The 12,573-nt window shown below is 71.4% G+C and carries 13 protein-coding genes; 6 read left to right on the plus strand and 7 right to left on the minus strand.

Annotated features, from left to right (window positions below; all coding sequences use genetic code 11):
- The 3 genes from VGK78_RS06400 to VGK78_RS06410 form a co-directional block, all read right to left on the minus strand.
- A partial coding sequence (locus VGK78_RS06400; protein ID WP_331526697.1) for a GNAT family N-acetyltransferase occupies positions 1–494 on the minus strand: 494 nt, incomplete at its 3' end.
- The gene (locus tag VGK78_RS06405; protein WP_331526698.1) at positions 491–1,249 is read right to left on the minus strand and encodes an SAM-dependent methyltransferase; all 759 of its coding nucleotides are present in this window, start codon (positions 1,247–1,249) and stop codon (positions 491–493) included. The genes VGK78_RS06400 and VGK78_RS06405, both read right to left, overlap by 4 nt.
- A 642-nt stretch (positions 1,250–1,891) precedes the next feature.
- Positions 1,892–2,404: an NUDIX domain-containing protein gene (locus VGK78_RS06410; RefSeq protein ID WP_331526700.1), complete on the minus strand. Its 513-nt coding sequence runs from the start codon at positions 2,402–2,404 to the stop codon at positions 1,892–1,894.
- Positions 2,405–2,593: 189 nt separating this feature from the next.
- Here VGK78_RS06410 and leuA point away from each other — a divergent pair, with 189 nt between their 5' ends.
- A complete protein-coding gene (gene leuA / locus VGK78_RS06415) occupies positions 2,594–4,354 on the plus strand; it encodes a 2-isopropylmalate synthase (protein WP_331526702.1) in 1,761 nt (586 codons plus the stop codon).
- Here the strand turns inward: leuA and VGK78_RS06420 are convergent.
- Together VGK78_RS06420 and VGK78_RS06425 are read right to left on the minus strand one after the other, a co-directional pair.
- On the minus strand, positions 4,351–4,737 hold the full coding sequence (locus VGK78_RS06420; RefSeq protein ID WP_331526703.1) for a hypothetical protein: 387 nt from the start codon (positions 4,735–4,737) through the stop codon (positions 4,351–4,353). The genes leuA and VGK78_RS06420 overlap by 4 nt on opposite strands.
- 48 nt (positions 4,738–4,785) lie before the next feature.
- Positions 4,786–5,016 carry a hypothetical protein gene (locus tag VGK78_RS06425; RefSeq protein ID WP_331526704.1) on the minus strand — a complete coding sequence of 77 codons (231 nt, stop codon included), beginning with the start codon at positions 5,014–5,016 and terminating at the stop codon, positions 4,786–4,788.
- 178 nt (positions 5,017–5,194) lie between these two features.
- Between VGK78_RS06425 and VGK78_RS06430 the strand changes: the two genes are divergently transcribed.
- Positions 5,195–7,180, plus strand: a complete 1,986-nt coding sequence (locus tag VGK78_RS06430) for a sensor histidine kinase (protein ID WP_331526705.1) — start codon at positions 5,195–5,197, stop codon at positions 7,178–7,180.
- A complete protein-coding gene (locus tag VGK78_RS06435) occupies positions 7,177–7,851 on the plus strand; it encodes a response regulator transcription factor (protein WP_331526706.1) in 675 nt (224 codons plus the stop codon). The genes VGK78_RS06430 and VGK78_RS06435 overlap by 4 nt, the downstream gene beginning before the upstream one ends.
- Positions 7,852–7,858: 7 nt before the next feature.
- On the opposite strand, the gene VGK78_RS06440 is transcribed toward VGK78_RS06435, so the two are convergent.
- Positions 7,859–8,308 carry a GNAT family N-acetyltransferase gene (locus VGK78_RS06440; protein ID WP_331526707.1) on the minus strand — a complete coding sequence of 150 codons (450 nt, stop codon included), beginning with the start codon at positions 8,306–8,308 and terminating at the stop codon, positions 7,859–7,861.
- A gap of 72 nt (positions 8,309–8,380) precedes the next feature.
- Between VGK78_RS06440 and recO the strand changes: the two genes are divergently transcribed.
- Genes recO through VGK78_RS06455 form a run of 3 tightly spaced genes read left to right on the plus strand, consistent with a single transcriptional unit; the run spans position 8,381 to position 10,528 of the window.
- Positions 8,381–9,109 carry a DNA repair protein RecO gene (gene recO, locus VGK78_RS06445; protein WP_331526709.1) on the plus strand — a complete coding sequence of 243 codons (729 nt, stop codon included), beginning with the start codon at positions 8,381–8,383 and terminating at the stop codon, positions 9,107–9,109.
- Complete coding sequence (locus VGK78_RS06450; RefSeq protein WP_331526710.1) at positions 9,106–9,870, plus strand: isoprenyl transferase; 765 nt, start codon at positions 9,106–9,108, stop codon at positions 9,868–9,870. The genes recO and VGK78_RS06450 overlap by 4 nt, the downstream gene beginning before the upstream one ends.
- A gap of 31 nt (positions 9,871–9,901) precedes the next feature.
- Entirely contained in the window at positions 9,902–10,528 is a 627-nt protein-coding gene (locus tag VGK78_RS06455; RefSeq protein WP_331526711.1) for a hypothetical protein, read from the plus strand.
- A 4-nt stretch (positions 10,529–10,532) separates the two neighbouring features.
- Here VGK78_RS06455 and VGK78_RS06460 read toward each other — a convergent pair whose 3' ends face one another.
- Positions 10,533–12,392 carry a hypothetical protein gene (locus VGK78_RS06460; RefSeq protein ID WP_331526712.1) on the minus strand — a complete coding sequence of 620 codons (1,860 nt, stop codon included), beginning with the start codon at positions 12,390–12,392 and terminating at the stop codon, positions 10,533–10,535.
- Positions 12,393–12,573: the final 181 nt, after the last annotated feature.

A 12,573-nucleotide genomic window follows, 5' to 3' on the forward strand; every position in this document is an offset into this window, starting at 1 on the left:
CGGGTCGCCTCCTCGGCGGCGGCAACCAGGTCCGGCCGCTGGGGCGTGCGCACGCCGAGTCGGCGTACCTCGTGGGAGCCATGTCGCGTGTATCCGAAGTGGGGCACCGCCTGTTGGCCGGGGGTCCCCGCCCAGGCCGGCGCGCGGAGACGGGGACGGTCGGTGGCGGCCTCGGCGGTGGTCATCAGCTGCCGGCCGACGCCCTGCCGCTGGTGGTCGGGATGGACGGCGCCGAGGATCTTCGCGCCGTCGAGGTTCTCGAACAGGTTCAGGGTGAGGGCGGCGTACCCGACCAGACTCGGGCCGTGGTGGGCGAGCCAGAGACCGGCGTCCGGGCCTTCGCCGTTCCGGTCGCGGCAGTCGAGCAGGAACGTCTCCGCCGTGTGGTGCCGCAGGGGTACGCCGTCGAGCGCGGCGTTGTCGATCCGGGCGAGGGCGGTGGCTGTCGCGAGGTCGAGGTCGGCGACGTCGACCCGGGTGATCTCGACCGTCACACGGCCACCAGCTGGAGGTAGGCCAGACCCAGGATCCCGCGATATCCCTCGAAGTAGGCCGTGTGCTGGCGCGCCGCCAGCGTCCGGACCTCGTCGGCATCCGGGTCGTCGGCGTCGTGCTCGACCAGCCAGCGAGCGTAGCCCGCTGCGAAGCCGGACTCGAAGACGTCCCACTCGTCCTGGTCGGCCTCGTGTGCTGCCGTCACCGCGAACCCGTGGCTCTTCGCCAGGTCGACCAGCGCGCCGAGGCGGATGAACTCGTCGTCGCGCCCGGACAGGGGCGCGGTCGCGGCCGGCGTCGGCGTCGCGGACCAGATGCCCTCGCCGTACACCAGGCGCCCGCCGCGGGGGAGGAGCGAGCGCAGGGCCGTCAGGGCGGCGGCGTAGTCGAGTGGCTGTGCCTCCTCGACGCTCGGCCCCCAGATCTGCGACGAACCGATGCAGGTGACGGCTCCGTAGGTGCCGGTGACCTCGCGGGCATCAGTCGCCTCGAACGTGGCGCGGTCGCTGAGCCCGCGGTCCACCGCGTGCCGGTGGGCGCCGGCGATCGCGTCCTCGTCGAGATCGACGCCGAACCCCCGAGCGGCCGGGGCTGCCTCGAGCACGCGCAGGAGGAGCTCCCCCCAGCCGCAGCCGACGTCGAGCACGGTCGACGGCTCGTCCTCGGTGAGGAAGCCGACCAGGCGCGCGGCCCGAGCTTCCGAGAGCGGGGAGAGGAAGGTCAGGTCGCGGTGGAGGGGCGTGAACGTCGGCATCCGCCCAGTCTCGACGTACGACGGCCCGGGCGCGAGGGTGTTGGCGAACCGGGTCGTGTCGGCGACCTCCCAGCTGGTCGAGGAGGTCGCGCTGCGCCCGTCACGAGATCCGTTGCGGTGGGTGGGTGGTTGCGGTCTTTGGCTTTGGGAGTGGAGGTCCCTCTGTCCCGGCCGCCGTTGCCGGCTCCCGTTTTCCCCGGGCACCTCCATTCGGTGGTTTCGGCATGCATGGGAAACGATTTTCTCGAACTTCTTTCGGAGACAGGGCGATAACCCTGTGGACAAGGGGGGTGAGTGTCGGTGGGCCCTGATTCGCTGGTCTCATGTCGATCTCGGATCTCTCTTCCCGTCACAGCAGCCCGGCGGTGTTGCTGGCCGACGCGGTGGCGTTGGTGCGGGAGGCAGCCGGCCACCGGTGATGTGTCACGCCCACCACATCCTTCACTGGATATCCGGCGGCAACACGAAGCCCGCGAACCTCGTCCCGTTGTGCGGTCATCATCCTCGGGTCATCCACGACACCCCGTGGAAAGTCGGGCCCGATCCCGACGACACGAGGCCCGAATTCAGGCCCCACCCAAACCCGGTGTCGAAACCCGCTGGATAAGGCAACGACCGCGACGCGAGTAGCCGAACGGTCCGTCAATTCACGTTGCCCAGGTATCTGGGACGAACGCCGATCGGCGATGCCAGCCAGCCGGCCAACGCCCTCGGCCACAAGGGCTCATCGGACAACCCCTCCAGGGGGATCCACGTGATGCCGGTCTGCCAGACATCACCTTCGCCGTTGAAATGGGGCTCGGCGCCTCGGGCGAGGGAGCAGAAGAAGTAGGCCTCGCGCTGGTGGTGCGAACCGTCGTGATCGGCGAACTCGTGATCGGCCCCGATGTAGTCGCGCAGGAAGGCGAGGTCGCCGACCACCACATCGCAGCCGATCTCCTCATGACACTCGCGTCGTAACGCCTCGTGCGCGTCTTCTCCGTGGTCCTGTCCGCCTCCGGGGCACAGGTAGAACGTCGGGAAGTCCCCGGAGTTGACGGTCACGAGGAGCCGGTCGTCGCGGATGATGATGGCCTTGTTGGCAACGCGGATCGTGGGGGCGACCCCCAGGCGGATTCCCGGCGGATTCGTCAGTCGGCTCGAGTCTGGAACCACTCGGCGATCCTCGCACGGTTACTGGACGCACCTGACTCGTCGTACGCCGTGCTGTTACGGTGATGTCGTCATGACGCGCAGCTCGCTCCTCCTTCGCTGCCGCAGCGAGGTCTGAACAGGCCGGGCCTCCTCGCTGCGGAGTGATCGCGTGCGCGCCGGCCGCCGCCCATCTGCGAGCAGGACCGGATCATGACTCTTCAGTTCGAAGGTTTCCCCAACACCCAGCAACCGAGCCCCATGCCGTTCGGGCGCTACCGCGCGTTCGAGCCGATCGACCTCCCCGACCGCACCTGGCCCAGCCGGCAGATCACCGAGGCGCCGCGCTGGCTCTCCACCGACCTCCGGGACGGCAACCAAGCGCTGATCGACCCGATGAGCCCTGCCCGCAAGCTACGGATGTTCGAGCTGCTGGTGCAGATGGGCTACAAGGAGATCGAGGTCGGGTTCCCCAGTGCCAGCGAGACCGACTTCGCGTTCGTCCGCCAGCTCATCGAGCAGGACCGCGTGCCGGAGGATGTGACGATCTCCGTCCTGACCCAGGCGCGGGAGGACCTGATCGAGCGCACCGTCCACTCCCTGGTCGGCGTGCACCACGCGAACATCCACCTCTACAACGCCCTCGCGCCGCTCTTCCGCCGCGTCGTGTTCCGGGCGAGCAAGGACGAGATCAAGGACATCGCGGTGCGCGGCACCGAGATGGTGATGAAGCACTCCGAGAACGTGCTGGGCCGGACGGTCATCGGCTACGAGTACAGCCCCGAGATCTTCACGGGCACCGAGCTCCCGTTCAGCGTCGAGGTCTGCGAGGCGGTCAGCGACGTCTGGCAGCCCGACGACGGCCGCGAGATCATCCTCAACCTGCCCGCGACCGTGGAGATGGCGACGCCGAACGTGTACGCCGACCAGATCGAGTGGTTCTCCCGCCAGCTGACCCGCCGCGAGAGCACCACCATCTCGCTACACCCCCACAACGACCGCGGTACGGCCGTCGCCGCGACCGAGCTCGCGATGATGGCCGGCGCCGACCGGGTCGAGGGCTGTCTCTTCGGGCACGGGGAGCGCACCGGCAACGTCTGCCTGGTGACCCTGGGCATGAACCTGTTCAGCCAGGGCATCGACCCGAAGATCGACTTCGCCGTGGGGGGCGGCATCGACGAGATCCGGCGCACCGTCGAGTGGTGCACCCAGCTGCCGGTCCACCCGCGGCACCCGTACGCTGGCGACCTGGTCTACACGGCGTTCTCCGGCTCCCACCAGGACGCGATCAAGAAGGGCCTGGAGGACCTCGAGCGCCAGGCCAAGGAGCAGGGTGTCCCGGTGGGGCAGCTTCCGTGGGAGGCGCCGTACCTGCCGATCGACCCGAAGGACGTCGGCCGCACCTACGAGGCCGTGATCCGGGTCAACAGCCAGTCCGGGAAGGGCGGCGTCGCCTACGTGCTCAAGGCCGAGCACAACCTCGACCTCCCGCGGCGGGCACAGATCGAGTTCTCGCGGGTGATCCAGGAGCGCACCGACGCCGACGGCGGCGAGATCAGCCCGGCCCAGATCTGGCGGGCGTTCACCGAGGAGTACCTCGCTCGCGAGGCGCCGCTGAAGCTCAACTCGGTGCACACCTCGTCGGCGGCCGGCGAGAAGGACCGGCTCGACGTCAACGTGTACGTCGACGGCCACCTGCTCACGCTCACCGGCGAGGGCAACGGTCCGATCGCCGCGTTCGTCGATGCGATCAACGGCGTGGAGCGCCCGGCCGGCTCGTTCGACGTCAGGGTCCTCGACTACCACGAGCACGCGCTGAGCGCCGGCGGAGACGCCATCGCCGCGGCGTACGTCGAGTGCGCGATCACCGGCGCGGGCGGCGAGACCGATGTCGTGTGGGGCGTCGGGCTCGACGCCAACATCGTCACCGCATCGCTGAAAGCGGTGATCAGCGCCGTCAACCGGGTGGGCTAGCGCGCCGTCAGGGGAACCTCGGCCACGAGGCTGCCGCAGTCGCACGGGGACCCGTCCGACGGCGTGTAGTCGAACGTCCCGGTGCCCTCCCAGCGGCCCTGGCTCGCCCGCACCGAGACCCGCACGGGCACGCCGTCGTAGTCGTCCCAGCGCGTGCCGCTCGGCAGCTCGAGGAATTGCTGCCCCTGGGTGCGAAGTGGCTCGCGATCCCGGATCGTCCGGCACGGGTGGTCGCCGGTGCAGACGGTGACCACCGCGTGCCGCAGGACGTCGGGGACGCCGCTGAGCACATAGCCCGGCCCCGCGCAGGCACCGCACTGGACGGGGCCCGAGGAGCAGCCGGTGGCCACCAGGGCTGCGGCCGCGATCCAACGTCGTCTCACGCCGGGTCGGACGCGGGCGGCAGGGTCGAGGTTCCCGAGTCGTCGGTGTCAGGCGGTCCGACGGCGACGTGCGCTGTGCACGGCGACGTACCCGGCCGCGACCAGGAACGCGAGTGCGGTGAGCAGGAACGCGAACCAACCGATGGTGCCGAGCCAGCCGGGACCGTTCTCCCAGAACGTGCCGGACTGACCGGACGCGCTGAGCATGAAGAAGCCGAAGGCGAGGACGAGCAGCACGCCGAGGCTGCGGATCGGGTGTGTGGTGAGTTGCTGACGCATGGTTTTCCCTCCGTGTCTGTGCTGGGTACGGCGACCGGTGGCCGCGGACCAGGAGACTGTCGCCGCATCCGGCGTGGTCCGGCAGGGACGAGGGTCCCGATCCGCCCGGGACGATCTCCCGGTCGGTGGTGGCCCCGGAACCGGTGCGCGGAGCGGCGGCGCCGCCCACAATGTGCCCATGCAGCACCGCCAGGCCGCCCGCGCGGGGATCGCCCTCGCCGTATTGAGCGGACTGCTGTCGGTCGTGGGCTTCTGGCTGGCATGGGGGCCGGGCGAACGGTCGCTGGCCGGGCTGCTGCACGACAACACCCTCAACAACGCCGGCAACGGGGTGTGGATCTCGGTCCTGGCGATAGTCCTGCTGCGGCTCAGGTCCGACAACCGCCTCGGCTGGCTCGTGCTGGCACTGGCTCTCGGCAACAGCGTCACGATGTTCGGCTCCGGGTGGGCCCTGGCGTCGTACCACCTCGACCTCCCCGGCCGGGCCTTCTTCGCCTGGTGGGCGGCGTGGGCGTGGGCGCCGGCCTTCCTGTTGGGCTCCTCGCTCCTTTTGCTGCTCTACCCCAGCGGCCGGACCGTCTCGCGATTCGCGCACCGGCTGGCCGTCGCGTCCCTGCTCTCGAGCGGTGGCCTGATCGTGTCGATGGGGCTGCTCGACGCGCCGTACGACTCGGTCGTCGTCGGTCACGACCTGGGGCACAACCCGATCAGTCACGGACACTTCGAGGTCCCGCTCGTGGTCCTGGTGATCGTATCTGCGGCGCTCGGTGGAGTGGTCGCGCTGCTGACCTGGGGCCACACCGCCCGCCGACTGTGGCGCGCCGACAGCCCGGAGCGCGAGCAGCTGGCGTGGCTGGCGGTCGCGGTCGTCCCCGAGCTCGTGCTCGCGCCGCTGAACGCGCCGTGGGTGGAGTTCGTGACCAACGTGCTGACCGCGGTGGCCCTCGCGATCGGGATCGTCCGGCACCAGCTGTTCGACATCAAGCTCGTCGTCCGCAGCGGCCTGGTGTACGGCACTCTCACGGCGCTCTCGGTCGGCGCCTACTTCGGCGTCGTCGCCTTGATCACCACGGTCACGCCGAGCGGCCCGGTTCCGACGCTGTTCGCGGTCGCGGCCGTCGGATTGCTGGTGGTGCCGGCGCACCGGTTGCTCCAGCAGTTCTTCGGACGCCTGGTGTACGGCGACCGCGGCGACCCGATCCGCGCCTTCCGACGAGTGGGGGAGGGCATGCGGACCGCCGGCAGCACCAACCCCGACGGGCTGCGGCCGATGCTCGCCGGCATCGCCGAGGCCCTGCGCAGCCCGCGGGTGGCGGTGTACGACGCGGACGGCTTCGTCACCGAGGTCGGGATGGGGATGAACGGGCACCCCGAGCACCGTGTCCCGCTGGAGTACGCCGGCGCCCACGTCGGTGAGCTCGTGGTCTCCGGGCGGACCGAGCGGGACCGGCTGGGCCGCGCCGACCGCCGGCTGGTGACCGCCCTCTCGGGTCCCGTTGCGGCTGCCGTCCACGCGGCTCGCACGGCCCGCGAGCTCGGCGAGTCCCGGGCCCGGGTGCTCGCCGTCCGCGAGGCGGAGCGGACCCGGCTGCGCGCCGACCTCCACGACGGCGTCGGGCCGTCGCTCTCCGGGATCTCGCTCGGCCTCGAGGCCGCGATCGGCGCCGTCGGCACCAGCTCCGAGCGGGTGCCCGAGATCCTCGAGGTGGTGCACCGTGAGGTCGACTCACTGGTGACCGAGGTGCGCGGGATCATCGACGACCTCGGCCCGGCCGACGTCGACCTGCTCGGGTCGCTGCGCGGCCAGGTCGAGGCGGTCGCGGCCTCCGGGGTCGTCGTACACCTGCGCCACGGCGAGGCCCCGGTGACGGCACCTCCGTCCGTGGTCGTGGCGGCGCAGCGGATCGCCCGGGAGGCGCTCTCCAACGCGGTCCGGCACGCCGGGGCGAGCCGGATCGAGGTCTGCGTCGAGGACGACCCGGACCGGCTCGTCGTCGTGGTCAGGGACGATGGCTGCGGCGCAGCGGCGCCGCGGCCCGGCGGGGTGGGGCTCTCCTCGATGCGCGAGCGCGCCGAGGCGGTCGGGGGCACCCTCAGCATCGCGTCGGTCCCCGGCGGCGGCACCTTGGTCCGCGCCGTGCTCCCCTCGGTGGTGACGGCATGACCCACGCGACACAGCCGGTGCGGGTCGTGCTCGCCGACGACCATCCGATGTACCGCTACGGCGTGGCCGCCGTGCTCGCCGACGTCGCCGAGATCGATCTCGTGGCGCAGGCGTCCTCCGGGCAGGAGCTGCTCGCACTCGTCGAGAGCCTCAGGCCCGACGTCGTCCTCACCGACCTGCGGATGCCCGACCTCTCCGGCATCGAGGTGACCCGGCGGCTGCTCGCCGCGCACCCCGACCTGCCGGTGCTCGTGCTGACCATGCACGACGACGACGAGAGCGTGTACGGCGCCATGCGGGCCGGCGCCCGCGGCTACCTGCTGAAGGGGGCCGACGGTACCGAGCTGGTGACCACGATCCAGACCCTCGCCGCCGGCGGCACCGTGTTCGGGCCGTCGGTCGCGCGCCGGATCGTGGGGTTCTTCCTCGAGACCAGCCAGAACCTGCACAACGGTGCCTTCCCCGAGCTCACCCGTCGCGAGCGGGAGGTGCTCGACATGGTCGCCGCCGGCCACCGGAACTCGGTGGTGGCGAGCAGGCTCAGCCTCTCGGAGAAAACCGTGCGCAACCATCTCTCCGCGATCCTGCTCAAGCTTCAGGTCGAGGACCGCTCCGCGGCGATCGTCCGCGCCCGGGAGGCCGGACTCGGGCGCGCCGACCCGCACGCGTGACCGCCCGTCAGCGGCGGAGCACCATCAACTCGACCCTCTGCTCCGAGCCCTCCCGCAGCGGCTCGAGCCGGCCGGTGCCGACGAAGCCGTAGCGTTCGTACGCCGCGCGGGCGCCTTCGTTGTTGACGTTCACGTCGAGCACGGCGTCGGCGTCCGCCGGGATCAGCGCGTCGAGGATCCGCCGCGCGTGCCCACGGCCGCGGTGGGCAGGGTCGGTCCACATGCCCCACACGTGAAACACCCCGTCTGCGTCGAAGAGCCCGCCGACGGCCACCGGTTCCGGATCCGCGACGGCGTACACGGGGCCGGTCAGGCGCGTGCGCCAGTCGTCCTCACCGAACGCCTGCTCGCGGGCGAGCGTGGAGGCGAAGGCGTCGGGCGACTCCGCGAGAGCTCGCAGCCGGATGTCGCGGAAGCTCGCCCAGTCGTCGGGTCCGAGGCGACGGAGGCTGGCCATGTCCGTCAGGTTCGCACCCGGCGTCCGGGGTGGGCGACGGGTTTTCCTCGCCGAGGACGGCAGAATGGACCGGTGCCTCTCTACCGCGACGAGGCGATCGTCCTGCGCACCCACAAGCTGGGTGAGGCGGATCGCATCATCACCCTGCTGACCCGGCAGCACGGGCGGGTGCGGGCGGTGGCCAAGGGAGTGCGCAAGACGACCTCGCGCTGGGGGTCGCGGCTCGAGCCGTTCACCCACGTCGACCTCCAGCTGGCCGAGGGGCGCAACCTCGACGTGATCACCCAGGCCGACACTCTCGACGCGTTCCCGTCGCGGCTCGGCGACCACTACGACCGTTACACGGCCGGGACGGTGATGCTCGAGACCGCCGACCGGATCGTGACCGAGGAGAAGCAGCCGGCGCTCCAGCAGTTCCTGCTGCTCGTGGGCGGGTTGCGAGCGATGACGTCGGGCGAGCGGGCGCCTGCGCAGGTCCTGGACTCCTACCTGCTCCGGTCGCTGGCCGTGGCCGGCTATGCCCCGTCGTTCACCCACTGCGCCCGGTGCGGCGATCCGGGCCCGCACCGGTGGTTCTCGCCGTCGGCGGGTGGTGCGCTCTGCGCCGACTGCCGGGTGCCGGGGTCGGCGTCCCCGTCGGCAGGCACACTCGAGGTGATGGGCGCGCTGCTCGCCGGCGAGTGGGACACCGTGGCCGCGTCCGACCCGCGTCACCTGCGCGAGGCCTCCGGGATGGTCGCGGCATTCCTGCAGTGGCACCTCGAGCGCGGGTTGCGGTCGCTGGAGTACGTCGAGAGGTGACCAGAACCGTCCGTCCCCCCGACCCGCACCCGTCCGGTGCCCGGCCGCCCGACATCCCGAAGGCGCTGGTGCCCCGTCACGTCGCGATCACCATGGACGGCAACGGTCGATGGGCCAAGGCACGGGGACTGCCACGCACCAAGGGCCACGAGATGGGTGAGGCCGCGTTGTTCGACGTCGTCGAGGGCGCGATCGAGATCGGGGTGAAGGCGATCTCGGCGTACGCCTTCTCGACCGAGAACTGGACCCGCTCGCCCGAGGAGGTCCGCTTCCTGATGGGGTTCAACCGCGACGTGATCCGCCGGCGTCGCGACGAGATGCACGAGATGGGGGTGCGGGTCACGTGGTCGGGCCGGGCTCCCCGGCTGTGGAGGTCGGTGATCAGGGAGCTCCAGGTCGCCGAGGAGCTGACCCGCGGCAACGACGTGCTCACCTTGAACATGTGCGTGAACTACGGCGGTCGGGCCGAGCTCGCCGACACCGCGCGCGCCATCGCCCGCGAGGCCGCCGCCGGTCGGCTCGACCCCGAGAAGGTCGACGAGAAGACCTTCGCCCGCCACGTCTACGTCCCGGATCTCGCTGAGGCCGACATGGTCTGGCGCACGTCGGGGGAGAATCGGCTGTCCAACTTCATGCTCTGGCAGGCGGCGTACGCCGAGCTCGTCTTCACCGACATCCTCTGGCCCGACGTCGACCGGCTGGCGCTGTGGAAGGCGATCGAGATCTACGCCGGGAGAGACCGCCGGTTCGGCAAGGCCTGAGAGCAGAACCGTGCAGCCCGAGCAGGTGCCGATGCCCCCCGCGATCGCGGCCCGTCCGCGGGACGCGCGGGGTTACCCGGTGCTGGCCATCACGCCGTGGCGCGGCGGCGTTCCGGACTTCGCGGTGACGAGCCCGGCGCGGATCCTGGTCTGCGCGGTCGAGCGTCGGTGCTCGATCTGTGGCCTTCCCCTGGGAAAGGGCCCGGTGTGGCGCGTGGTAGCAGCCGACGAGGCCGCTGTGATCGCGGCGGAGCCGGGCCACGTGGAGAACGCCGCCGGCACGGTCGAGCCGCCCGGGCACCGGTCGTGCATGCTGTACGCCGCCGTCGTCTGTCCGTGGCTGGCGCGGCCGAACGCCCGTCGGCGACTCGATGCGGAGGGCGCCGGGTTGCACGTGCCGCGCGGCGAGGCACGCGGGGCGGTCGGCGAGATCGGAGGTGCCGTCGTGGCCTTCGACACCTACGAGTTCACCGTCGGCGAGCGGGTGGAGTTCCGCTACCGCGGGCTGGTCGACTTCCTGCCGCACCTGCTCGGGGAGGAGCACGTGCAGGCTCTCCGCGACGCGCCGCACCGGGAGGTGGAGCCGGTGGAGGCCTGCCCTCCGTGGCTCCTGTCCGACGAGACGGCGGCGCAGGAGCGGGCGCTGCGCTACCAGTGATCGGTCACTCGAGAATGTCGGTGGGCGCGCGCCGTACGTCGTACCGGTCGCCGTACACGGCGGTGCCGATGGCCTGTGGCAGCCCGGCCGGACCTCCGAACACGTAGATCGCTCGCACGACGGCATCGCTGTCAGCCAGGTGCACTCCGGCTGCCTCGGACAGGCCCTGCTGCCGGTCCACGACCAGGGCCGGACCCGCCATTGTGGCGATCAGCAGATCCCGCCAGTCGGCGTCCGTGGTCACCGAGAGCCGACCGGGGGCGTCGTACAACGTCTGCACGGAGGCCAGACTGTCGGCGAGCGGATCCGCGCCGCCCACGTCGACGATGCGGAACGGAGCCTTGCCGGGCCACGAGGACCGCACGGCCGCCTGGGCGTCCCGACCTACGGCGTACACAGTCGCCGGTGCGTCGGGGGAGTGCTCGATGCGATCCAGCTTCGCGGCGGTTGCGCTCGGCATCGTGGCTCCGTCCGTGAGCAGCACGGGGTGCTGTGCGCTCACCGACGACGCGATCGCCGGCAGGTCGTCCTGTGACACGACGACGTAGCTCTCGTTGGACCCGCGCACCGCGGCGGCGGCATCCGCCGCAGCGGCGTCGGGTGCGAAGCGGCGAACCCGGACCCTGAGACCTTCGAGCCCGCGGACGGCGGCGTCGACCTCGGCCGGGACGTCTTCCGTGGTTCCCACGATGTCCACCGTGACCGGCACCGAGAAGCCGCGCGGATGCTGCAGGAGCCGCAGCAGCTCGTCCCTGACCCGCGGATCGAGACGACCGTCGGGCAGGAACAGGATCGGCCCGCCCGCTGCGATGGCGGCGGCGGGCGCGGCGGCGGCCGGGTCGCCGGTGCCGACCAGGGTGACGTGGGTGGCCCATGAGAGGCCGTTCGCGGCGCTCTCGTCGTCGGGGATGTCGGTGCCGTCGACGAAGCGGGCGCGGGAGACGGCCAGGGCGGTGCCCACGGGATCCGTGCCGGCAAAGGTGCCGACGTTCGGCCGGGTCAGGGTGGCGGGACTCGCGACGCCTGGGTGGCTGAGCAGGATGCGAGCGGGATTGCGGCCCGGCTGATCCACCGTGCTGCTCACGGACTCGACGTCGCGGCGGGTGGAGAACACGATCCGGCGCCCGTCCGTCGTCCAGGCCAGGTGGCCGGTCGGGTGGGCGCTCCAGGTGATCTGTGTCGGGTGCGGACGGCGGCCGGTGACGGGCAGGGCCTGCACCTCGATCTGTCCGCGCGGGCCGATGAAGGCGAACCGGTCGCCGGTCGGGGACACCGCCGGCGCACGCCCGGTCAGGAGCGGGTATGCGCCGAAACCGCGCTGGTTGCGATCCGCGACGAACACCTTGGACACGCCGCGTGCCCTCCGGTGCTCGAAGAGGAGCACGCTGTTCGCGGCGTCGTCGTGGGAGGCCTGGAACCAGGTCGCACTGGGTGACGTGTCGTGGCCGCCGTCGGACGCGGTCTCCTTTACGGTGGGGTCCGGCGCGCCCGCGGTGAGGTCGTCGTGTCCGTCGGCGGCAACCTCCTTCAGCCTCCACACGCCGTCGTGCCCGCGCTCGCTGAAGATGACCTCCGAACCACCGTCCTCGAACGTCGGCTGGGCACGACGTACGCCGGGATCGGTGTTGGTCAGCGGCCGCAGGTTCGACCCGTCCAGGTGTGCGATCGCGATGTTTCCCAGTCGGTCGACGAAGGCCAGGTCCCGGCCGTTCGGGGAGACGGTCGCGTCGGTGACGGTCGTCGAGAACCGCACCGCTCGGCCGGCCACGCGCACGACGTCGGAGCCGTCGCTGACGACGAGGTCGTAGCCTGCCGGAGGCGAGGGCGTCACGGCCGCGACCGGCGACGGAGTTGCGGTCAGCATGGGCGGCGTGATGTGGTTCGGGCCCGTTGCGGCCGGGCGCCCCGAGTGATGCGAGTGCTGCGTGTGCTGGGCCGGGTGCAGCGTTCTCTCGGCCACACCGTCAGTCCGACCCACGGCCACGCCAGAACCGTTGCATCCCGTCAGCGTCACGGACGCTGTCGTCAACGCGGTCAACCACAAG

Source organism: Nocardioides sp. (assembly GCF_036503465.1).
Lineage (GTDB): Bacteria > Actinomycetota > Actinomycetes > Propionibacteriales > Nocardioidaceae > Nocardioides.